The organism is Brevundimonas sp. AC546 (assembly GCF_979258305.1).
This window is the reverse complement of record NZ_OZ409849.1, coordinates 1,172,298-1,195,112: the sequence shown is the minus strand read 5'-3', so window position 1 is coordinate 1,195,112 and position 22,815 is coordinate 1,172,298. Positions and strand designations below refer to the sequence as shown.

General features: G+C 67.0%; 17 protein-coding genes and 1 riboswitch. Of the genes, 14 read left to right on the top strand and 3 right to left on the bottom strand.

What is annotated here, in order from left to right; translation table 11 throughout:
* Window positions 1–10 precede the first annotated feature (10 nt).
* The 3 genes from kdpC to ACZZZD_RS05975 are packed head-to-tail and all read left to right on the top strand — an operon-like array spanning window position 11 to window position 3,990.
* On the top strand, window positions 11–589 hold the full coding sequence (kdpC, locus tag ACZZZD_RS05985) for a K(+)-transporting ATPase subunit C (RefSeq protein WP_463433536.1): 579 nt from the start codon (window positions 11–13) through the stop codon (window positions 587–589).
* A complete protein-coding gene (locus ACZZZD_RS05980; protein WP_463433534.1) occupies window positions 590–3,301 on the top strand; it encodes a DUF4118 domain-containing protein in 2,712 nt (903 codons plus the stop codon). It begins immediately after the preceding gene.
* The gene (locus tag ACZZZD_RS05975) at window positions 3,301–3,990 is read left to right on the top strand and encodes a response regulator (protein WP_463433532.1); all 690 of its coding nucleotides are present in this window, start codon (window positions 3,301–3,303) and stop codon (window positions 3,988–3,990) included. The genes ACZZZD_RS05980 and ACZZZD_RS05975 overlap by 1 nt, the downstream gene beginning before the upstream one ends.
* A gap of 267 nt (window positions 3,991–4,257) precedes the next feature.
* Here the strand turns inward: ACZZZD_RS05975 and ACZZZD_RS05970 are convergent, their stop codons facing one another.
* Both ACZZZD_RS05970 and ACZZZD_RS05965 read right to left on the bottom strand, forming a co-directional pair.
* Window positions 4,258–5,370 carry a glycoside hydrolase family 5 protein gene (locus tag ACZZZD_RS05970; protein ID WP_463433530.1) on the bottom strand — a complete coding sequence of 371 codons (1,113 nt, stop codon included), beginning with the start codon at window positions 5,368–5,370 and terminating at the stop codon, window positions 4,258–4,260.
* A 71-nt stretch (window positions 5,371–5,441) separates the two neighbouring features.
* Window positions 5,442–6,680 carry an MFS transporter gene (locus ACZZZD_RS05965; protein ID WP_463433528.1) on the bottom strand — a complete coding sequence of 413 codons (1,239 nt, stop codon included), beginning with the start codon at window positions 6,678–6,680 and terminating at the stop codon, window positions 5,442–5,444.
* A 127-nt stretch (window positions 6,681–6,807) separates the two neighbouring features.
* Here ACZZZD_RS05965 and ACZZZD_RS05960 point away from each other — a divergent pair, with 127 nt between their 5' ends.
* The 3 genes from ACZZZD_RS05960 to ACZZZD_RS05950 all read left to right on the top strand — a co-directional run bounded on the left by ACZZZD_RS05960 (window position 6,808) and on the right by ACZZZD_RS05950 (window position 13,242).
* Complete coding sequence (locus tag ACZZZD_RS05960; RefSeq protein WP_463433526.1) at window positions 6,808–7,842, top strand: LacI family DNA-binding transcriptional regulator; 1,035 nt, start codon at window positions 6,808–6,810, stop codon at window positions 7,840–7,842.
* 122 nt (window positions 7,843–7,964) lie between these two features.
* The gene (locus ACZZZD_RS05955; RefSeq protein WP_463433524.1) at window positions 7,965–10,682 is read left to right on the top strand and encodes a TonB-dependent receptor; all 2,718 of its coding nucleotides are present in this window, start codon (window positions 7,965–7,967) and stop codon (window positions 10,680–10,682) included.
* Between the two features lie 67 nt (window positions 10,683–10,749).
* A complete protein-coding gene (locus ACZZZD_RS05950; RefSeq protein WP_463433522.1) occupies window positions 10,750–13,242 on the top strand; it encodes a glycoside hydrolase family 3 protein in 2,493 nt (830 codons plus the stop codon).
* 38 nt (window positions 13,243–13,280) lie between these two features.
* Here the strand turns inward: ACZZZD_RS05950 and cobU are convergent, their stop codons facing one another.
* Window positions 13,281–13,799: a bifunctional adenosylcobinamide kinase/adenosylcobinamide-phosphate guanylyltransferase gene (gene cobU / locus ACZZZD_RS05945; RefSeq protein ID WP_463433520.1), complete on the bottom strand. Its 519-nt coding sequence runs from the start codon at window positions 13,797–13,799 to the stop codon at window positions 13,281–13,283.
* Window positions 13,800–13,836: 37 nt separating this feature from the next.
* Window positions 13,837–14,043: riboswitch (cobalamin riboswitch) on the top strand.
* Between the two features lie 153 nt (window positions 14,044–14,196).
* Here cobU and ACZZZD_RS05940 point away from each other — a divergent pair.
* Genes ACZZZD_RS05940 through ACZZZD_RS05905 form a run of 8 tightly spaced genes read left to right on the top strand, consistent with a single transcriptional unit; the run spans window position 14,197 to window position 22,809 of the window.
* Window positions 14,197–16,179 (top strand): TonB-dependent receptor plug domain-containing protein, encoded by a 1,983-nt coding sequence (locus tag ACZZZD_RS05940; RefSeq protein WP_463433518.1) that lies wholly within the window; start codon window positions 14,197–14,199, stop codon window positions 16,177–16,179.
* A gap of 4 nt (window positions 16,180–16,183) precedes the next feature.
* Complete coding sequence (gene cobD / locus ACZZZD_RS05935) at window positions 16,184–17,161, top strand: threonine-phosphate decarboxylase CobD (RefSeq protein WP_463433516.1); 978 nt, start codon at window positions 16,184–16,186, stop codon at window positions 17,159–17,161.
* Window positions 17,158–17,781, top strand: a complete 624-nt coding sequence (gene cobO, locus ACZZZD_RS05930) for a cob(I)yrinic acid a,c-diamide adenosyltransferase (protein WP_463433514.1) — start codon at window positions 17,158–17,160, stop codon at window positions 17,779–17,781. Before cobD ends, cobO begins: the two co-directional genes overlap by 4 nt.
* Window positions 17,781–18,665, top strand: a complete 885-nt coding sequence (locus ACZZZD_RS05925) for an ABC transporter substrate-binding protein (RefSeq protein ID WP_463433512.1) — start codon at window positions 17,781–17,783, stop codon at window positions 18,663–18,665. The genes cobO and ACZZZD_RS05925 overlap by 1 nt, the downstream gene beginning before the upstream one ends.
* Entirely contained in the window at window positions 18,662–19,648 is a 987-nt protein-coding gene (locus tag ACZZZD_RS05920) for a FecCD family ABC transporter permease (protein ID WP_463433510.1), read from the top strand. The genes ACZZZD_RS05925 and ACZZZD_RS05920 overlap by 4 nt, the downstream gene beginning before the upstream one ends.
* Window positions 19,645–20,415, top strand: a complete 771-nt coding sequence (locus ACZZZD_RS05915) for an ABC transporter ATP-binding protein (RefSeq protein WP_463433508.1) — start codon at window positions 19,645–19,647, stop codon at window positions 20,413–20,415. Before ACZZZD_RS05920 ends, ACZZZD_RS05915 begins: the two co-directional genes overlap by 4 nt.
* Window positions 20,408–21,334 (top strand): adenosylcobinamide-phosphate synthase CbiB, encoded by a 927-nt coding sequence (gene cbiB, locus ACZZZD_RS05910; RefSeq protein ID WP_463433506.1) that lies wholly within the window; start codon window positions 20,408–20,410, stop codon window positions 21,332–21,334. Before ACZZZD_RS05915 ends, cbiB begins: the two co-directional genes overlap by 8 nt.
* Window positions 21,322–22,809, top strand: coding sequence for a cobyric acid synthase (locus ACZZZD_RS05905; protein ID WP_463433504.1), 1,488 nt, complete (start codon window positions 21,322–21,324; stop codon window positions 22,807–22,809). The genes cbiB and ACZZZD_RS05905 overlap by 13 nt, the downstream gene beginning before the upstream one ends.
* The last annotated feature ends 6 nt before the right edge of the window (window positions 22,810–22,815 follow it).

The window sequence follows — 22,815 nt, the reverse complement described above, 5'->3', positions numbered from 1 at the left end:
GGCGACGACCATGGTCAACCAACTTCGCCCGGCCCTCGTGATAATGGCCCTTTTCACCCTGCTGCTGGGCCTGGCCTATCCGCTGGCCGTCACCGGCATCGCCCAGGCCGCCTTCCCCAGCCAGGCCAACGGCAGTCTGGTGCGCGACGCCGGCGGTCAGGTCGTCGGTTCGGCCCTGATCGGCCAACCGTTCGCCGGCGCGACCTATCTGCACCCCCGTCCTTCGGCCGCAGGCGACGGCTATGACGCCGCCGCCTCGTCCGGCTCCAACATGGGGCCGCTTAATGAGGACCTGGCCGCTCGCGTCGCCGAAAGCGCCCAGGCGATCCGTGCCGAAGACGGCCCCGGCGTCATCCCCGCCGATGCGGTGACGACCTCGGGTTCGGGCCTCGACCCGGACGTATCTCCGGCCTACGCTCGGTTTCAGGCCGCGCGGATCGCCCGCGCCAGAGGCGTCCCCGTGCAGCAGGTCCAGAGCATCATCGACGCGCACATCGAGGGGGCCTTCCTCGGCTTCATCGGCCAACCGCACGTCAATGTCCTGCTGACCAACCGCGCGCTGGACACCCGCTTCGGCGCGGAGGGCTGATTGCCCGAACCGACGCCCGATCCGGCTAACACGACGCCCGCGACTTCAGCCGTTCCGCGCCGCAAGCGTGGGCGGCTGAAGGTGTTTCTGGGCATGTCGCCCGGCGTGGGCAAGACCTATGAGATGCTGCGCGCCGCGCGCCGGCGAAAGGCCGAAGGGCTGGATGTCGTCGTCGGCGTGGTCGAGACTCACGGCCGCAAGGAGACGATGAGCCTGTTGCGCGGCCTGGACGTCATGCCGCGCGCGCCGATCGATCACCGCGACCGTGCGCTGATGGAGTTCGACCTCGACGGCGCCCTGGCGCGGCGTCCCGAACTGCTGCTGGTCGACGAATACGCCCACTCCAACGCACCCGGTTCGCGCCATCCGAAACGGTGGCAGGACGTTGAGGAGCTGCGCGACGCCGGGATCGACATCTGGACGACGCTGAACATCCAGCATCTGGAGAGCCTGTCCGACGTCGTCCTGCGCATCACCGGCGTGCGCCAGCGCGAGGCCGTGCCCGACAGCGCCCTGACCGGCGCCGACGACATCGAGGTCGTGGACATCACACCCGAGGACCTGCGGGCGCGTCTGGCCGAGGGCAAGGTCTATGTGCCCGAGACGGCGCGGGTGGCGTCCGAGAACTTCTTCAAGATCGAGAACCTAACGGCCCTGCGCGAACTGGCCCTGCGCCGCGCGGCCCAGACGGTGGACGACCAGCTGCTGTCGCACCTGCGTGAGCGCGGCGTGTCAGGGCCGTGGGCGGCGAACGAGCGGATTCTGGTCCTGGTCGGCGGCGACGCCATGACCGCCTCACTGGTTCGCACCGGACGGCGGATGTCGGACATGATGATGGACGCCCCCTGGTCGGTGGCCCACGTCGAACGGCCCAGTGGATCGCGCGCCGACGCCCGCTCGGCGGGCCGACTGTCCGAGGCCTTCAAGCTGGCCGAACAACTGGGCGGACGGCCCGTGACGATCAGCGGCGACGACGTGGTCCGCGCCGTGCTGGACCACGCCCACCGCAACAACGTCACCCAGATCGTCATCGGCAAGACGCGCGGCGGGCGGTTCAGCGAATGGACAGGACGGGCGCTGGCGACCGAACTGCTGCGCAAGGCCCAGGGCGTCGCCGTCCACGTCGTGACCGAGGGCGACCTGACCGCGCCGGAACCGGCGATCAAGTCGGGCGTCAGGGCGGCGCTGGACTGGCGCGGCTATCCGGCGGGCGCGGCCTTCGTCCTGGCCGCGACGGGCGCCGCCCTGTTGCTGGACACCCGGTTCGAGCGGGTCGATCTGGGCGTCATCTATCTGGCGGCCGTGGTGGCGGCAGGGGTGCTGAACGGGCTGCGGCCCGCACTGGCGGCCGCGACCCTGGCCTTCCTGACCTACAACTTCCTGTTCCTTCAGCCGCGCTACAGCTTCCTGATCGGCTCGCCTACGGACGTGCTGACTTTGATTGTCTTCTGGGGCGTGGCCCTGGGCACGGGCGCTTTAGCCGGACGGGTGCGCGAACAGGCGAGGGCGGCCCAGCGTCGCGCCGCCGCCGTCTCGGCCCTGCTGGCCGCCAGCCAGACCCTGTCGGCGGGTCAGGATCGCGCCACCACGGCCCGCAGTCTGGCCGAACAGGCCTCGGCCGCCGCCGGCGCCGGGGCGGTCGTATTGCTGCCCGAAGACGACGACCTCACCCTGACCGCCGCCAGCCCCGAGGGCGTGACCTTGGCCCCCGACGCCATGGCCGCCGCCCGCTGGGCCTGGACCCATGGCGAGGTCACGGGACACGGCACGGGCACCCTGCCGCAGACCCACTGGCGGTTTCAGCCTCTGCAGGGCGTGCGCGGCCGGGCCGGCGTGGCGGGCATCGACGCCTCGGCCGTGGCGGCGGGATCGGATGAGGAACGCCTGGCCATGGCCCTGCTGGATCAGGGCGCGGTGGCGCTGGAGAGGGCCGACCTGGCCGGTCAGGCGCTGGAGACCGAGACCCTGCGCCGGGCCGACCGTTTCCGCGCCGCCCTGATGAACTCGGTCAGCCACGATCTGCGCACGCCCCTGTCCACCGTCCTGGGCTCGGCGACGACCCTGATCGACTACGGCGCGACTCTGAAACCCGAGGTCCGCGACGACCTGCTGCTCAGCATCCGCGAGGAGGCCGAACGCCTGTCGCGCTATGTCGGCGACCTGCTGGACATGACCCGGCTGGAGGGCGGTGGGCTGAACGTGCGCACCGACTGGAGCGATGTGCGCGACATCCTGAACGCCGCCGCCGACCGGGTGTCGCGTCGCCTGGGCCGGCGTCAGGTCACGCGCGACTTCCCGACCCAGCTCAGCATGGTCGAGGCGGATCCGGGCCTGTTGGAACAGGCCGTGGTCAACATTCTGGAAAACGCCATCGCCTATAGCCCCGATGGCACGACCATCGAACTGGCGGCCTATGAAGATCGCGGCGCCGTCGTCATCTCTATCGAGGACGAGGGGCGCGGCATCCCCACCGCCGAACTGGAACGGGTGTTCGACAAGTTCCGCCGCATGGAAGAGTCCACCGACCGCGCCCCCGACCGGGTTCAGGGTGCCGGCCTGGGCCTGGCCATCGCCAAGGGCTTCGTCGAGGCCATGCGCGGCCGCATCGCCGCCGCCAGCCCGATTCAGGACGGCCCCGACGGGAGCAAGCTCGGCGCCCGCATCCTGATCAGCCTGCCCAAGTCCATCGCCACCCACCGGGATCTGCTGTGATGTCCGCCGTTCGCCCTCAGGTTCTGGTCATCGACGACGAGCCCCAGATTCACCGCTTCCTCGCCCCCGCTCTGGACGCCGCCGGCTATGAACCCCGCCGCGCCGACAGCGGTCAGGAAGGCCTGCGCGCCATCGCCCTGTGGAACCCCGACGCCGTGGTGCTGGACCTCGGCCTGCCCGACATGGACGGCAAGGACGTGCTGATGAGGGCGCGCGAGTTCTATCAGGGGCCGATCATCGTCCTGTCCGCCCGCGACCGCGAGGCCGAAAAGATCGTGGCCCTGGACTTGGGCGCCAACGACTATGTGGAAAAGCCGTTCGGCGTCGGCGAACTGCTGGCGCGCATCCGGGCAGGCCTGCGTCAGGGCGCGCTGACGCCGGTCGCGGGCGGCGTGGTCACGGCCGGCGATGTCGTGATCGACCTGGACCGCCGCATCGTCACCCGCGCCGGCGAACGGGTGAAGCTGCGGCCCAAGGAGTACGACATCCTGGCCTATCTGGCGCGCAATGCCGGCAAGGTGCTGGGCCATGTCGATCTGCTCAAGACTGTCTGGGGCGCCGGCCATGCCGACGATGTCCAGTATCTGCGTGTCGTCGTGGGGCAATTGCGGCACAAGCTGGAGGCCGATCCGGCTGAACCGATATTGATCGTGACAGAGCCAGGCGTGGGCTACCGCCTGGCGGCCTAAGTTGCTTCAACCGAAAGAACGGATCGCCGACCTGATCACCGACCTAGAACGGGGGGCGACCATCTTCAGCCTGGCGTCGGCCGGTTTGGGATGCCGAGCGGCCGAGGGTTCCGGGATCATCTGCATGGCGATCGCCGGCGCCGCGGTGGTTCCCGCCCCTTACGGGCGTCGTAGCGGACCACAGCACCTCGAGGATCGCCCTCGTGGCGTCCGTGGCTGACGCAGGCGGCGCAGACGTCGCCTAAGGAAAGGGTATGGTCGGCGGCGTCAGGTGCAGTCTGGATTGAACCGTTCCGCTCCCGCCCAGTCGCACTGGCCGTCGATGCAGGCGATCAGATTGCTGTCGAAACGGTTGGTGGCGTGGTCGAAGACCTTGAACCATCCGCCGTCGTCCCAAACGGCGGTCGGCATCTCCATCGATGCGGCGTAGGTGGCCTGGAACCTGGCGTAGTAGAGCCGGATGTTGTTGCAGTTCATGGTCGGCAGCTGGCTATGCCAGCCCACCCCCCATTCGCCGATGAAGACGGGCATCCCCTGACCGGTCGTCGCGGCCCAACGGGCCATCGTCTCCATGGGGCCGCGGATGTCCGCGTCGGTCCACGCGTCGGCGTAGTCCCCCTGGTTGTCGCCCGCAAAGGTCCAGGGATTGTAGTGATGGAATGTCGCCATAACATAGGGATCGCGGCCCGCCCCGACGTCTGAAAGGTCAGGCCATGTCCGGGCCATTTCATCGGCGCCGAACCACTGGTTCCCGCCGATCACGACGATGCGCGACCTGTCTCTCGCCCTGATCTGATCATAGGCAAGGCCCGTCATGCGCCTGAGGATGGCCGGCGGCATCGGATCGTGGTTGGCGAGATGCGGTTCGTTCAGGATCTCGAAGATCAGGCGATGATCCCGGTCGCCGAACTGCTCGCTGATGTCGGCCCAGACCTGGCCGAGCACTTCGGCCCGACCGCTCTCCTTCAGCCGTTTCTCATGATGGGCGTTGATCACCACATAAAGTCCGGGGTGGGACAGGGCGTAATCGACGACGGCCTTCAACGCCGCCAGACGCGGGGAGGCGAGGTCGATGCGTCCTGTGTCCGCGTCCGCCAGCGTGTCGCCATCCACCTCTTCGGTCCAGGTGACCGGGATCCGTAAGACGCGAAAACCGCGATCATAATAGGCGTCGATCTTGGGTCGGGCTGCCTCCAATGTCGGAGGGTGTTGGCTGTTGTCGAACATCTGGCCGAGATTGAAGCCCTTGCCCATCTGCGACGCGGCCTCGTGGGCAGTCGGCCCCGCTGCCGAGGATTGGGCGATCAATGCCGCAGCAGCGGTCGCCGAGAAGGAAGGTGTGGCGACCCCGACAGCGATGCAGCAAATCAGACCTGCCAAGATCTCTAAACTCTTCATGTCCGCGTCTCGCCCATCGCAACGCCGTATTGACAGCGCTGTCTTTCATTTTGTCAACGCGTCTTGCGCACGCCGTACACAACGCCCCCGCCGAGCAGGGCGATGGCCGCCGAGGCGATCATCAGGGTCGGCCAGTCCGAACGCGTCGGCCCCAGGGCGACGATCGCCAATACAGGGGCAAGAATGGCGGGCAGGGTGTTTGTCAGGTTCATCACGCCCAGATCGCGAGCGGTGTTCTGTCTTGAGGGCAGAATTTGAGCTACCAGCGCGGTATCCACCGTGGTGTAGAGGCCGAACCCCAGTCCATAGAGAATATAGCCGACAAGCGGCCCAGGCCATTGCGGCCAGAAGGCGAACACCAGCAGCCCGCTCGCGAGCAGGCCGCCCGCCAAAAGGATGAACGGCTTGCGCCGACCAAGGCGGTCCGAGAGCAGACCGCCGGCGAACCCGGCGGCGAGGGTCAGAACCGTAGAAATGGCGATCAGCTTGGCCAGGCCGCTCTCGACCGTCTCGCCCGTGAACCGATCTGCATATCGCGCATAGTCCGCCAGATAGAAGAGCATATAGGCGCCGACCACGCTGGCGGCGATCTGGAAGCAGAAGCGCGAGGCCCAGACGAAGCCGAAGTCCGCGTTGAGACGACTGCGCGGCTGAGACGTCGGCTCCGATGCGCGTGGCGGGCTCGGCCCTTCGCGCCAGGTCAGCAGCAAGGGCAGGACGCAGACCGACACCAGGATGCTCAAAACGATCAGCCGTGCGGCGGGGGAGGGGAACAGAGGTGTCGCGACCAGCACGCCGCTGGCCGCACCCATGGGCGCAGCGAGGCCGATGAAGGCGGCCACGCGTCCCTTTTGATCGTCGGGCACCCTGTCAGCAAAGACCGCATGCAAAGGGGCGAACATCAGATTGAAGGCGAGCTGAAAGCCCATGATCGCGATGACCAGGCCGCGCGGTGAGCTCGCGGCCTCGACTGCGGCATAGGCCAGCAAGACGCCGATAAGGCCGCACAGGATCCAGGGCCGGCGTCGGCCAAAGCGGCCCGGTGTGCGGTCGCTGATCCAGCCGGCCCCGAGGTTGGCGAGGCTGGCGGTCACGGCGCCCCACAGCGTGACGAGGCTGAGCAGACCGATCTTGTCACCCGGAGCGAGGACGGTCGCCTGAAGCGGAATCAGCAGGGTCAACAGCGGCACAAAGGCGATAAATGCGCCGATATAGGCCAGGGTCAGGATCGCGATGAATCCGGCGCCTACGCGGGCGGGCCCGGCCTGTTGAACGTCGTGGACGGACTGCATGACGTGGAGCAGTGACGATTGTCTGCGTCCTTCGCGAGCGAAATCTTGCGAGCCCACGCGCAAACGGGCCATAGGTCGGGTTCGAACCGACGACTCGTTACGGGCGTCTGCGGGGGCGGGGACCAAGATGCCTGCGACGATTTATGATGTTGCCGCCCTGGCGGGCGTATCCATCAAATCCGTGTCTCGGGTGCTGAATCGCGAACCCAATGTCAGCGCTGCACTTCAGGCCAAGGTTCAGGCTGCGGTCGAAAGCCTGGACTACCAACCGAGTCTGTCGGCGCGCACTTTGGCCGGCGCGTCGTCCTATCTGATCGCGGCCTTCGTCGACGCTGATCTGACCCTGGAGCATTGGCGAAGCGGGCGCGGCAACGACTATCTGAGCCGGCTCGAGTATGGCGCGCTCGTGGAGTGCCGAAAGGCCGGGTATCACCTCCTGGTGGAGCTTGTGGACTATGGGGCGCCGAGCCTTGAGGCCCGGCTGCTGTCCTTGTTGAGATCGCTCAGGCCGGACGGGGTGCTACTGACGCCGCCAAACGCCGACGATCCGACTGTGCTCGATATTCTGGAGCGTACAGGCACGCCCTTCGTGCGATTGGGCGCCGACCGGGATCTGGGGCGAGGCATGCGGGTCTTCATGGACGACCACCAGGCCGCGATGGACATGACGAACCATCTGATCGGCCTGGGGCATCGTAGGCTCGGCTTCGTCTCGGGGCCGGCGGCCTATGCGGCCAGTCAGGCGCGCCGCGAAGGTTATGAGGCGGCCTTGGCGGCCCAGGGCCTGACCGCGCAGCCGGAGTTGATCGTCGAAGGCGACTTTACCTTCGCCTCTGGCCGTCAGGCCGGAGAGGCGCTGTTGACCTTGGCGCATCCGCCCACGGCCATCTTCGCCAGCAATGACGACATGGCCCTGGGCGTCCTGAACGCCGCAGCCGCCTTGAGCATCGCAGCGCCCGGCGGGATTTCGGTCTGCGGCTTCGATGATACGCCCAGCGCCATGTTCTCCACCCCGCCCCTGACCACTGTGCGCCAGCCGGTCGCCGAGATGGCGGCCGCCGCCACACGCATGTTGCTGGACGCGGCGCGGACGCCCGGTCGCGCCGTCGAGAAGATCGACTATGTGCTGGTCGATCGATCCTCAACTCAACCGCCGGGCTGAATATTTCTTTGTCGTTGACAGCGCTGTCAAACAGAGACAGTTTGAAGTTGGGAAACGGGCGCATCACGCGGTGCGTCATCATGCTGGAGCTCTGGAAAACAGGGCCCGCGGGAGGGAAGACCATGATCCGCTTCAGACAATCGCTTCTGCTCGGCTGCGCGACGTTCGCGATCGCGGCAGGTGCAGGGCAGGCCTTCGCGCAGAGCGCCGAGCCGGCTGACAGACCTCAAGACAGCGCGACGGATGTCGGCGAAGTGGTCGTGACCGCCGAGCGCCGCGAACAGTCGCTGCAGAACTATGCCGGCGTCGCCCAGGCCATTTCAGGCAAGGAACTGCAGGCGATCGGCATCGACCAGATCGAGGATCTGCAGTCCGCCGTTCCAGGCCTGTCGATCTCCAACCAGGAAGGCAACGTCCAGATCTACATCCGCGGCGTAGGCACGGCGAACAACACCGAACTGGGCGATCCTTCCGCCGCCACCCACCTCAATGGCGTGTACCTGCCCCGGCCGCGCGGCCTTGGCGGCATGTTCTTCGACCTAGCGCGGGTCGAAATCGCCAAGGGCCCGCAAGGCACCCTGCGGGGACGCAACGCCGTCGCCGGCACCCTGAACATCATTCCCAACATGCCGCGGCTGGGCGACCGATCCGGTTATGTCCAGGGCGAAGTCGGCACCCTGGAAACCACCGGCTACGAAGCGGCGCTGAACCTGCCGATCGGCGAGACCCAGGCGATCCGCGCCGCCATCTACGGCGTGGATAAGGGCACGGCGTACAAGAATGTCGGTAGCGACCAGACGCTGGATCCGACCGGCATCCAGGAGCTGTTTTCAGCCCGACTGTCCTATCTGTATCAGCCGAACGACCGCTTCCGCCTCAGCCTGATGGGCGACTATGAGTCCGAGCGCGGCACCGGCTATCCTGCGACCAATATCCGTAACGGTCTGGTCGGCGGCGGCACGCCCGATCAGCTGGAATTGCGCGACGTGCTGTATCGCGGGCCGCAAGGGCTGGTCGAGAACGACAACTGGGGCCTGGCGCTGAACGCGTCCTACGACTTCGGGCCTGCGGTGCTGGAGTATTCGGCCAGCCGCCGCAACGTCGACTATTATCAGGTCAACGCCGCCAATGAGGGTGTGGTGCGCCCCGGCTACGGCGCCGCGAACGTCGACTATGACAACTTTGGCACCCAATATTGGCTGACCCTGTCGGAATCCGACATCCACGAACTGCGTCTGTCGTCGCCGGCGGATTCGAAGGCGATCTGGTCCGCGGGCCTGTTCTACTTCAAGGAAAGCCAACAGGTCGGCTTCCTCTCGGTCGTGGACAAGGGGCAATTCTACTCCGGCACGGAGTTCACCTTCCCGGACGTGCAGTCGGACTCCTTCGCCGCTTATGCCGATCTGACCTATCCTGTCACCGATCAACTGCGCCTCAAGGCCGGTTATCGCTACACGGAAGAGAACAAGTCGCGGAACGGGATCGGCGGCAATTGGTCGCTTGGTCTCGGGTCGGAAGGCTTCAACTGCTGCTTCAACACGCGTCTTGGGACCGAGGGTTTCCGCCCAATCTTCACGGGGCGTGCCAGCTACGCCCCCCCGACGCCCGGCAACAATCAGGAGGCGGCGCAGTATTTCCAGGGCGCCTTCCAGTCCGGCGCGCGGGACACCTTCATGCAGCAGATCGCCGGCGTCGCCGACGGTTCGCGACCCAATGGCACCTGCGTCGATCGGCCGGACACCCAGCCTGCGGGCGGCGGACAGGTCTGTCCCGCCAACGGTCAGCACAGCTTCTTCCAGATCACCGCGCCGGGCGCGCAGGTTGGATCGTACGAGGATACATTCAGCGACTACCGTGTCGGATTCGAATATGATCTGACGGCTGACAACCTCTTCTACGGTGCGGTTTCTACGGGCCATAAGTCGGGTGGCTTCAACGACACCATCACCATCAACGGCGTCCAGACCGCGCCGACGTTCGCGCCTGAATCCGTGACCCTGTTCGAGCTGGGCACGAAGAACACCTTCCGCCCCGCCAGCGGTCGGATCGATTTGAACGCGAACGTCTTCTACTATGACTATGCGGACCAGGTGTTCCAGACCCTGGTGTCGCTGGGCACCGGCCCTGGCGGGGCCAGCGCGGGCTTCTCTCAGCAGAACATCAATGTGGCCCAGTCCACCATCAAGGGCTTCGAGCTGGAATCGCGGTTCGACCTGCCGTTCAACACGCGCCTGGACCTGATCGGCTCCTATATCGACGCCAAGGCCGATAGCGGCGTGCTGACGGATACACGCGGTACCGACTACGGCGACGGGACGCCGAACTTCAACGTCGACATCGCCGGCAACGAATTGCCCAATGTGTCGAAGGTCAACCTGAACGCCCACTTGCAGACGACGGTGGGTCTGTTCGGCGGCCGCGCCGATTTCCACCTGCTGGCCAACTATCGGTCGAGCTTCTACCTGAACATCTACAACGAAGCGCCGGTGATCCAGTTTACGGCTCGTCCGACCGACGCCGCCGGCCAGGCCGCCTATGACGCCTTCAAGGCTTCGTTGGCGGGGCAGACCGTCAATCCGACGTCTCCGCCCGCCAGCCCCTATCTGCGCAGCACCGATGCGCGCCAGGGCGGTTTCTGGGCGCGGCAGGAAGGCTACGCCACCGTCAACCTTGGCGCGGGCTGGGAGCCGACCAGCGGCCGCTATCGCATCGAGGCCTACGTCAACAACGCCTTCGACAAGACGGTCGTCGAAAAGCAACTGGTGTCGGATCAGGTCGTCAACGTTCTGTTCCTCAACCAGCCGCGCACGGCCGGTATCCGGTTGCGCGCGAACTTCTAAACTCCTGAGCCTTGAGGCGGCGTCGATCTCCGGATCGTCGCCGCCCTTTTTTAGTCCGAGGTCCTGTATGTCTGCGTCCCGTCGATCGCTCGTGTCCGCCATCGCCTTGGCCGCCGTCCTGGCGGGAACGGCTTCCCCTTCGTCGGCCCAGCATGCACCGGCCGCGAAGGCCGATCCCGCCGTCTGGCCTCAGGCCGCCAGCCCTACCACCATCACCGATCCGCAAACCGAGGCCATGATCGACGGCCTGATGGCGCGGATGACGTTGGAGGAAAAGGTCGGTCAGATCATCCAGGCCGATATCGCCTCCATCACGCCGGCTGACCTGGCCCAGTATCCGATCGGGTCCATCCTGGCGGGCGGCAACTCCTCTCCCGATGGAAACGAGCGTGCGCCGATACAGGATTGGGTCGCCCTGTCGCGCGCCTTCCGGGCGGCGGCTGAGGCGCGTCCCGGCGCCGCCGTGCCGCTGATGTTCGGCATCGACGCCGTCCACGGCCATAACAACATCGTCGGCGCGACCCTGTTTCCGCACAATATCGGCCTGGGCGCCGCGCGGGATCCGGACCTGATCCAGCGGATCGGCGCCGCCACGGCCCAAGAGGTGGCGGCCTCGGGCGCAGACTGGACGTTCGGGCCGACGCTGGCCGTGCCCCGTAACGACCGCTGGGGTCGAACTTATGAAGGCTACAGCGAAAATCCCGAGGTCGGCGCCGCCTACGCCGGTCCCATGACCCTGGGCCTGCAAGGCGCGCTGGTCGCCGGACGCCCTCTGGCCGCCGACAAGATCGCAGGATCCGCCAAACATTTCGTCGCCGATGGCGGGACCCATGACGGCGTCGATCAGGGCGATGCGCGGATATCGGAATCCGACCTCATCGCCATTCACGCCCAGGGCTATGTGCCGGCCATCGACGCCGGCGTCCTGACGGTCATGGCGTCCTTCTCGAGCTGGAACGGAGACAAGATCACTGGCGACTCCTCGCTTCTGACCGATGTCCTGAAAGGACGGATGGGTTTCGAAGGCTTCGTCGTCGGCGACTGGAACGCCCACGGCCAGGTCGAAGGCTGCAGCAACGAAAGCTGCGCCCAGGCGATCAACGCTGGTCTCGACATGTTCATGGCGCCGGACAGCTGGCGCGGCCTCTACGTCAACACCCTGGCCCAGGCCCGGTCAGGCGAGATCTCGGCCGCGCGTCTGGACGACGCCGTGCGGCGCATCCTGAGGGTCAAGGCCAAGCTCGGCGTCTTCGATCGAGACCGCGCTCTGGAAGGGCGCGCCGATGTGCTGGGCTCGCCCGACCACCGGGCGCTGGCGCGAGAGGCTGTGCGAAAGTCTCTCGTCCTGCTCAAGAACGACGGGGTCCTGCCCATCCGGCCGGGCGCGCGCGTTCTGGTCGCCGGCGAGGCGGCCGACTCCATTGGTCAGGCATCGGGCGGTTGGACGGTGACCTGGCAGGGCGCGGACACGACGAATGCCGACTTTCCCGGGGGTACGTCCCTGTGGGCCGGTCTGAAGGCGGCGGTCGCCGACGCCGGCGGAGTCGCTGAACTAAGCCCTGAAGGCGCCTATCGCGACAAACCCGACATCGCCATCGTGGTGTTCGGCGAGACGCCCTATGCCGAGTTTCAGGGCGACGTCGAAACCCTCGACTTCGGTCCTGAGGAGCCGCTGGCGCTGCTGAAACGGCTTCAGGCGGCTGGTATCCCGACCGTCTCCGTCTTCCTCAGCGGACGCCCGCTGTGGGTCAATCCCGAGATCAACGCCTCCGACGCCTTCGTCGCCGCCTGGCTGCCCGGAGCGGAAGGCGAGGGCGTCGCCGACGTGCTGGTCGCCAAGTCCGACGGCAAGGCCGCGCACGATTTTACAGGACGGCTGCCCTTCTCCTGGCCTCGGACCTCGGATCAGTTCACGCTGAATGTCGGGGATACAGGGTATGACCCGCAGTTCGCCTATGGCTACGGGCTGAGCTACGCCGCACCGACCGTCACGCCCCTGCTTTCCGAAGCGGGCGCGACGACCATCGCCAGAAGCAACCTCGATCGGTATTTCAGCGACGGCCGTATCCAGGCGCCTTGGTCGCTGATCCTGCGGGACGATGGCGGAGACGCCCGAGTCGGCCAGGCCCTGTCGGCGTCCAGCCCCCGAGACCGGGTGTCGGTCAAACCCGCCGACGGCGCGGCCCAGGAAAGCGCGATGGCGCTGACCTTCACCGGCCAGGCTCAGGCCGTCGTCTTCGGCCCGGCTGTCGATCTGTCGCGCCAACGCAACGGCGACATGGTGCTGACGACGGCGGTTCGGCTCGACGCCCCGATCACCGGGGCGGTCCATCTCGGCTTCGGCAAGGACACGGTCGATATCGCGCCCCTGCTTGGCGATGCGAAGGTCGGCGAATGGCGCACGATCCGCGTCAGGCTGGCCTGTTTCGACGCCGAACGCGTCGGCACGGCGGCGGTCGAGACCCCGTTCGTGATGGGCTCCGGCTCCGCCCTGCGCCTCACCCTGGCGGATATCGGCATCGTCCCCAACGACGCCGAAGCCAGTTGCCCCACAACCTAGGTCGCTGCGTCGCTGGGTAGGGCCAACTGACAGCCCGTCTAGGCCGATTTCAGGGTCAGGCCCAAGCCAGCGACGACCAGGACGACATCGTCGACTTCGGCGGCGAGGCGCTGATGCAGGCGGCCGGCGTGGTCGCGGAAAGCACGCGCCAGGGCGTTGTCCGGCACGATGCCCCAACCGACCTCGTTGGAAACCAGCAGGAGCGTGGCCGGGCAGGCTGCGACGGCTGCGCACAGGATTTGCGTCTCGGCCTCGATAACCCGATCGGCGGCCATGATGTTGCTGAGCCATAAAGTCAGGCAATCGACGATGGCCACATCGCCCGCAGCCAGGTCGCCGATGGCCTGCGACAGCGTCACCGGCGCCTCGACCGTCACCCAGCCGGACGACCGCTCGGCGCGGTGCCGCGCGATCCGGTCGTTCATCTCCTCATCGAAGGCTTCGGCGGTGGCGATCATGACGCGACGGCGGTCGTCGGGCCGTGCAAGGACCTCCGCGCGATCAAGGGCGTAGCGCGTCTTGCCGGATCGGGCGCCGCCAAGGATAAGGCTCGCCATGAGAAACACTCCATTGCCTGGAGCGACGCTATGACCTATTGGCCGCGTCGCGACAGGTTCCCCAGCAATGGGGATTAAAAGGGAACTCAGGTGTAAGACCTGGGCTGCCCACGCAACTGTAAGCGGCGAGCCCGCGGACCAATAGCCACTGGGGTTGACCGGCGAAAGCCGTAGACCCTGGGAAGGCGGTTCGCACCGGCGTTGACCCGCGAGCCAGGAGACCTGCCCGTCGTGGTCGTCCTTCGCGCGGACGTGGTGTGCCGAGCGGAACGGGATCTACCCGAATGACGACGTCTGTTGTGCCGCGTTTTCGCGCGGCCGCGACCGGGCGCGTCTGTGTGTTCGATTGCGGTCTCGTGGGGCCGGTGCGTTGTCGAGCAATGGGATTGGACCCGATATGAAACGCGAACTTCTTCTTGGCGCCGCCGCAGCGACGCTTCTTCTCAGCGCGAACAGTACGATGGCGCAGACGCAGGCCGATCGTTCGGCCGCCGCCTCGACCACGGATTCGTCGTTGCTGGACGACGTGATCGTCACCGCCAACCGTTCCGCTCAGGCCGCCGATCGCGTGGGCCAGTCGGTCACCGTCCTGACGACGCAAGCGATCAAGACCAGCCAGACGGTAGGCATAGCCGATCTGCTGATCCGCACGCCGGGCGTTACCCTGTCCCGCAACGGGGGCGTGGGAGCCTCCACCGCCTTGCGCATTCGCGGCGCCGAGTCGGACCAGACAGTCGCGGTCATCGACGGCGTCAAGCTGAACGATCCGTCGGGCACAGGGGGCGGCTATAACTTCGGCAACCTGCTGGTCGGCGACGTCGCGCGCATCGAGGTGTTGCGCGGCGCGCAATCGACCCTGTGGGGATCGCAAGCCATCGGCGGCGTGGTCAACATCGTCACCGCCGAACCGACGCGTCCGTTCCAGGCCGGGCTAGACGCCGAGGCCGGATCGCGCGGCACGACCTATCTGCGCGGCAACATCGGGGGCGCGACCGAACGGGCCACGTGGCGTCTGGCCGCCTCTCACTACGACACCGACGGGTTCTCTACCTTCGCACGCGGGACGGAGAGGGACGGCTACGAGAACTTCGGCCTGAGCGGGCGGGCCACGATCCGCGTTGTCGAGGGTGTCTCGCTGGACCTGCGCGCCGTCTATTCCGACGGCGAGGTGGACATAGACGGCTTCCTGCCGGCGCCGACCTTCGCTTTCGGCGACACGCGTGAAACGTCGAGCACGAAGGAGCTGGTCACCTATACCGGTTTGAACTTCGACCTCTTCGACGGCCGCTTCAGCAACCGTATCGCCTATGGCTACACCCGCACCGAGCGCCACAACGAGAACCCCGATCAGGCCGTAACTCCGGTGACCTTCGACGCGGAGGGCTTGAACAAGCGCTTCGAATATCAGGGCGTGTTCGACATTCGCCAGGGTTGGACCGCCACCTTCGGCGCCGAGCATGAAGAGTCCGATTTCAGTTCCGTCTCGCCGTCCTCCTTCGACGCGGACCCCGCGCCGGCGACCGCCGGGGTCGGTCTGAACGGCTATTACGCCCAGTTGCAGGCCGAGGTCTTCGACGGCCTGACCCTGACCGGCGGCGTGCGGCGCGACGAGCACGACACCTTCGGCGGCAAGACGCTGGGCCAGGTTGCGGCGGCCTGGTCGCTGAACGACGGTTCGACTGTGCTGCGCGCCAGCTTCGGCCAGGGCTTCAAGGCGCCGAGCCTTTATCAGCTCTATAGCGAATACGGGAACACGGCCCTGGCGCCGGAAGAGGCGGACGGTTGGGACGCGGGCGTGGAACAGCATCTGCTGGACGGAAGCCTGATCCTGTCGGCGACCTATTTTTCGCGCGAGACGACCAACCAGATCGACTACGTCTCCTGCGCCTCGACCGTGACGCCTGCGACGGCGCCGCTCTGCTTCGTCAATGGCACGCAACGCTTCGGTTATTACAGCAATACAGCGTTGACCGAGGCCGACGGGGTCGAACTGGCGGCGGACTACGAAATCGGGGCGTTCCGGGTCAACGCGAACTACACCCAGACAAACGCCGAAAATCGCACCCCCGGCGCCAACCTGGGTCGCGAGCTGGCGCGTCGTCCGAAGGAGGCTGCGAACCTTAACGTCGCCTATGTCTGGCCGTTCGGCCTGTCGACCTCGGTCGCGGTTCGGCACGCAGGCGACAGCTTCGACAACGCGTCGAACACGACGCGGCTGAAGGGCTACACCCTGGTGGATCTACGCGCCTCCTATCCCATCAACGAGACGCTGGAGATCTATGGCCGCGTCGAGAACGTCGGCGACGAGGTCTATGAGACGACCCGCAACTACGGCGTCGCGGGACGCGGAACCTTCGTCGGCGTGCGCGCCCGTTTCTAGTCTGATGGCCGACAGGATTGTTCATGGCGGTCGTCTTGCTGCGGCGCGGGGGGAACACCCCCTCGCGCCGCAGCCTTGGCTTGACCTGTCGACCGGCATCAATCCGCACGGCTGGAGATGGCGCCGGGCGCCGGCATCGACGTTGGCCCGATTGCCAGATCCTGCAGATATCTCGGCCCTGGAGGCCGTCGCCGCCCAGGCGTTCGGAACCCAGGCCGATCGCGTCGTCGCCGTGGCGGGCGCGGAGGCCGCTCTGAGGCTGATGCCCACGTTACTGGGCGGCCGTCGCGTCGCGATCGCCACGCCAACGTACGGGAGCCACGCTGACGCCTGGCGTATGGCGGGCGCCGACGTGACTGCAACCTCTCGGGACGGCCTCTTCTCGGCAGAGGCCGACGTTCGGATCGTCGTCAATCCCAACAATCCCGACGGGGCGGCGACGCCTGGCGCGCACCTCGTCCAACGGGCCGAAGGGGGGTGGCTGATCATCGACGAGTCCTTCGTGGAGGTTCAGCCGGACCTGAGCGCTGCGTCTCTTGATCACGCCCGAACGATCATCCTGCGGTCGTTCGGAAAATTCTTCGGTCTGCCGGGCGTCAGGCTTGGCTTCGTCATCGCGCCGCCGTCGATCGCCGACAGGCTTAGACGTCTGATCGGCGACTGGGCGGTTGGTGCGGACGCCATCACCATGGGGCGAGCGGCCTATGCGGATGTCGCTTGGCTCGAGCGGACGCGACGGCGACTTGGCGGCGACGCCCGGCGTATGGACGACCTCCTCGTCGCTAACGATTTTGAGGTCGTGGGCGGCGCCAGTCTGTTTCGACTGGCGCGTTGCGTGGACGCCCAGGCCAGGGCCTGGCGGTTGGCCGAGCAGGGAGTGCTCGTGCGGACATTCGACTTCGATCCTGAACTGATCCGTTTCGGTCTGCCGGGGCGAGGACACTGGCGACGCCTTCGATTGGCGCTGGAGCGCACACGATGACCGAACGAACACCCGACGACGCGGAGACCGAAGCAGAACACGCCGAGGCGATGAAGGCCTTGCAAGCCGAGCGGCGCGAGCTGATGCGTTCCAAGACCGAGGAACGTGGCCTGCTGATCGTCAACACCGGCGACGGCAAGGGTAAGTCCACGGCTGGTTTTGGCATGGTCGCCCGCGCGCTGGGATGGGGTCAGAAGGTCGGCGTCGTCCAGTATATCAAGGGCAAGTGGATCACCGGCGAGCGACAGTTCTTCCGCAAATTCCCCGATCAGGTCCGTTACGCTGTCATGGGCGAAGGCTTCACCTGGGACACCCAGGACCGGGCGCGCGATGTCGCGGCGGCGCAGGCTGCTTGGGCGGTGTCGTTGGAGATGATCGCCGATCCGGAAATCGATTTCGTCCTGCTGGATGAGCTGAATATCGCGCTGCGCTACGACTATCTGGATATCCATGAGGTGGTGGCTGGCCTCGTGTCGCGACCAGCGGGCAAACATGTCTGCGTCACCGGCCGCAACGCCAAGCCGGAGCTGCTGGCCGTTGCGGACCTGGTCACCGAGATGACGCTGGTGAAACACCCCTTCGAACAGGGCGTGAAGGCGCAGCGCGGGATCGACTTCTGATGACGCTGGACCGGCGGATGGTGATGGCGGGCGGCCTGGCTGCGGCCGGATGCAGCGCCGCGCCCCGCGTCGAAAAGCCGGTCACGCCGTCGGTTCGGCCGCAGCGCGTGGTGTCGCTGAATCCCTGTCTGGACGTCATTCTCGTCCAGGTCGCCGATCGGTCGCAGATCGCGGCCCTGAGCCACTATGCGCGCGACGATTACGGATCGACCATCGCCGATCTGGCCCGGACCTTGCCGTTCACCTACGAGACAGCGGAAGAGGTGCTGGCGCTGAGCCCGGACCTGGTGTTGACGGGTCGTCATTCCTCGTTGGCGACCCGCAATGCGCTGGATCGGTTGGGCATTCCCGCCGCCTTGTTCGCCGTGCCCGATACAGTCGAGGAGAGCCTGGACCAGGTCCGGGAGGTCGCGCGACGGGTCGGCCATCCAGAGCGGGGCGAGGCCTTGGTGGGTCGTATCAAAGGGGCGCTGGCCGCCGCCGCCCCGACGCCTGGAACCCGACCCTTGTCGGCACTGGTCTTCATGCCTGGCGGGTTCGTGTCCGGCCCGGGCACGCTGATGGACGAGATGATGCGCCGGATGGGGTTGCAGAACGCGGCGACCCGCTATGGTCTTCGGCGATCGATGAACCTTCCGCTCGAACTCGTGATCGCTGATCCCCCGGAGGTGTTGTTGTCGGGAGAACCGTATCCGGGCGCGCCTAGCTGGGCGGAGCGGGTCATGGAACATCCGGCCCTGGCCCGTGTCGCCGGCGAGATGCAGCGGGCGGTCTTTCCCGAGCGGCTGCTGTTCTGTGGCGGACCGGTCCTTATCCAGACGGCGGGGGCCCTTGCGCGTGCGCGGCAAGGCGCGCTGGCGAAACAGCAGAGGGCGCAATCATGAAACCCGTCAGCCGACCGCTTTTGTATTCGGGATTGGTCGTCCTGCTCATGGTCCTGTCGGGCCTCAGTCTGATGGCCGGCAAGGTCTGGGTGCCGTTCAGCGTCTGGGGTCAGCCCGATCTGGACCCGCGCTGGGCCATAGTGTTCGAACTGCGTTTGCCGCGCACCATCCTGGGCATTGTCGTCGGTGCGGCCCTGGGGCTCTGCGGAGCGGCGCTGCAGGGCTATACGCGCAATCCGCTGGCCGATCCCGGCGTGCTCGGCGTGTCGGCCATGGCCGCGCTGGGGGCGGTGCTGACCCTCTATTACGGCGTCACGGACCACGCGCCCTGGGCTCTGCCCGTCGCAGCGATCAGCGGGGCGCTGATCGGCGTCGTCATCCTGATGTTGCTGTCTGGTTCGGCGTCGAGCCTGGTGACGTTCATTCTTGCGGGAGCGATCCTGAACATTCTCTCGAGCGCGGGCGTGTCGCTGGCCCTGTCGCTGGCGCCCAACCCCTGGGCGGTGAATGAGATCGTGGATTGGCTTATGGGATCGCTCGCAGATCGCAGCTTCGAGGAGGTGCGGATGGCGCTGCCGTTCATCGTCGCCGGCTGTGCGCTGCTGCTGACGACCGGTCGGGCGCTGGACGCCCTGACCCTTGGCGACATCGGGGCGCGGTCGCTGGGCGTGTCCATGTTGCGGACGCGCTGGGCCCTGGCGTTGGGCGTCGGGTTGGCGGCAGGCGCGAGCGTCGCGGTGACGGGAGTCATAGGTTTCGTGGGCCTGGTGACGCCGCATCTGTTGCGGCCGCTGGTAGGGGGGCGGCCTGGGGCGCTGCTGGTTCCCAGTCTTCTTGGCGGGGCGGTCATCGTGCTGGCAGGTGACATTCTGGTGCGGATGACTCCGGCGGCGGGAGAAGTGAAGCTGGGGGTCGCGATGGCGGCGTTGGGGGCGCCGTTCTTCCTCCTGTTGCTGTTACGCCTGCGGAGGAAGATCACGTGAGCGTCCTGTCGTGCGCCGGGCTGAAGGTGGATATCGGCGGTCACTCGATCCTTTCTGCTGGCGATCTCACCTTCCAAGCCGGCAAGGTGACCGCCATCGTCGGTCCGAACGGCGCCGGCAAATCGACCCTGCTGAATTGCCTGGCGGGACTAAGGGCGCCGACCGGCGGCGTCGTCAGGCTAGACGGCGCAGCTCTTTCCCAAATGAAGCCGCGGGAGCGCGCGCAGCGGCTCGCCTTCTTGCCGCAGACGCCGGAAATCGCCTGGGCGGTCGAGGCGCGGACCCTGGTCGAACTGGGGCGGACACCCTTCATCGGCGCGCGCGGCCTGGCGGAGGACGATGATGCAGCCGTCGACCGGGCCATGGCCGCAGCCAACGTCGCGGGCTTTGCGCATCGGATCGTCGATACGCTATCGGGCGGAGAGCGGGCGCGGGTTTTGATCGCGCGAGCCCTGGCGGGCGAACCACAATGGCTGCTGGCCGACGAGCCTCTCACCGGACTGGATCCGGCGCATCAGTTGGACGCAGCCGCCCTGTTCAGGCGGCTGGCGGATCAGGGCGTCGGCGTGCTGGCGACCCTGCACGACCTGTCCATGGCGCTTCGCCTGTCCGACCGGATCATCGTCCTCGCAGAGGGGAAGGTCCTTGCGGATGACCGGCCTGCGATGGCTCTGACGCCCGAGCTTCTCCGGCGCGCCTATGGCGTGGAGGCGAGCGTGACCCAAGGGCCCGGGGGCCCGCTGATCGATGTGATCGGACGTGTTTGACCGTGCTGGGCGACTGGCCCTCGCCGCGCTCATAACTGAGGCGAGCGTCGGATATCCGGATGGTCTTCACCGTCGGCTTCCCCATCCGGTGACGGGTCTCGGCGCCTTGATCAACATCGGCGAAACATGGCTGAATGATGCAGACCATTCGCCGCGCCGGCGTAAGCTTGGGGGCGTGGCGACCTTGGCGGTGACGGTCGGCGTCGCGGCGCTGGCCGGCGTGGCCGCCGCGCGCCTGCCCGGTCCCGCGCCCGTCCTGGCCGCCACCCTGGGGCTGGCCCAGCGAAGCCTGTACGACCACGTCGCGGCCGTGGCGCGCGCTCTGGAAGCGGATGACCTGCCCGCCGCCCGTGCGGCGGTCGGCAGGATTGTCGGCCGCGACACCGCAGCGCTGGACGCGTCCGGGGTGGCGGCTGCGGCGATCGAGAGCCTGGCCGAGAGTTTCAACGACGGCGTCGTGGCGCCCGCATTCTGGCTGGCCATCCTGGGATTGCCCGGCCTTTACGCCTACAAGGCCGTCAACACCGCCGACAGTCTGATTGGCCACAAGGAACCGCGCTGGAAGGATTTCGGTTGGGCGGCGGCGCGCACCGATGATCTGATGAACCTGGCGCCGGCCAGGCTGGCGGGCGTCCTGATCGCCATGGCGGGCGCAAGCGGATGGACGGTGATGATGCGCGACGCCCGCCATCACGCCTCGCCCAACGCGGGCTGGCCCGAGGCGGCGATGGCCGGCGCCCTGGGCGTGCGGCTGGGCGGTCCCGTGGCCTATGATGGCGTCATGACCGACCGCCCGACTTTTGGAGACGGCCCCCCGCCGTCGGCCCACGATCTTCGGCGGGCGTTGACCGTCTATGTCCGCGCCTGCGGGCTTCTATGGGGCGCGGTCGTTGTTGGAGCCCGTCTATGCCGGCGTTGATGATCCAGGGCTGCGGCTCCGATGTCGGAAAGTCTGTGCTGGTGGCGGGCCTGTGCCGACTGTTCACCAACCAGGGCTGGCGCGTGCGGCCGTTCAAGCCGCAGAACATGAGCAACAACGCCGCCGTCACGGAACCGGACGAGACCGGTCGGCGCGGCGAGATCGGCCGGGCGCAGGCTCTTCAGGCCATCGCCTGCCGCACGCCCCTGACTGTGCATATGAACCCGGTCCTGCTGAAGCCCCAGAGCGATGTCGGCGCCCAACTGGTCGTGCGCGGCCATGTCGAGGCGAGCTATCAGGCCATGGCGTATCAGGCGCGCAAGGCCGCGCTGCTGGATGTCGTTCTGGACAGTTTTGATCGCCTTCAGACGGAGGCCGACCTGGTCGTGGTCGAGGGGGCCGGCAGCCCGGCGGAGATCAACCTGCGCCGGGGCGACATCGCCAACATGGGATTTGCGCTGGCCGCCGACGTGCCCGTCGTCCTGGTCGGCGACATAGACCGGGGCCACGTCATCGCCGCCCTGGTCGGCGCCAAGGCCGTGCTGGACGAGGCGGACAGCGGGGCGATCAAGGGCTTCATCATCAACAAGTTTCGCGGCGACCCTGCACTGTTCGATGACGGAAGACGCGAGATCGTCGCTCGCACCGGCTGGCCCGACATGGGGCTTGTTCCCTGGTTGGCGGCGGCGCGCCGACTGCCGGCCGAGGACGCCGTCGCGCTGGGGCGGGTGATCGAGGCTGGACCTCGCCGCGTGAAGATCGTCGTGCCGATCCTGCGCCATATCGCAAACTTCGACGACTTCGACCCGTTGCAGGCCGAGCCCCTGGTCGACCTTGTCTATATTCGGCCGGGATCGCCGCTGCCGGGCGACGCCGATCTGGTCATTCTGCCGGGCTCAAAGGCCACCTTGTCGGATCTGGCATTCTTTCGCGCTCAGGGCTGGGACATCGACCTCAAGGCGCATGTGCGGCGCGGCGGTCGGGTTCTGGGCGTTTGCGGTGGTTTTCAGATGCTGGGCAGGACGGTCGCCGATCCGGACGGGGTCGAGGGACCCGCAGGGATCGCAGAGGGTCTGGGCTTGCTTAAGGTCGAGACGATTCTACAGGGCGACAAGGTGCTCGAACCCTGCAAGGGCCGCACGATCATCGGCGACGGGGCTTACGAAGGGTTCGAGATGCACATGGGGCGGACCACAGGGGAGGGACTGATGCGTCCGCTGCTGAGGCGCCAGGATGGGAGCGGCGAGGGGGCGGTGTCCGAGGACGGCCGGGTCGCGGGCTGCTACGTTCATCGATTATTCGACGCAGGCTCGGCGCGGGCGGCCTTGCTGAGCCAGCTCGGCGTCACCGCCGGTTCGGTCGATCATCACATCGCGGTCGATGAGGCGCTGGATGAATTGGCCGCCGCGCTTGAGGATCATCTCGACGTGCCGGCTCTCGCGCGATTGGCGGGATTGAAGGAGCAGAGGCTTTGACCGGAT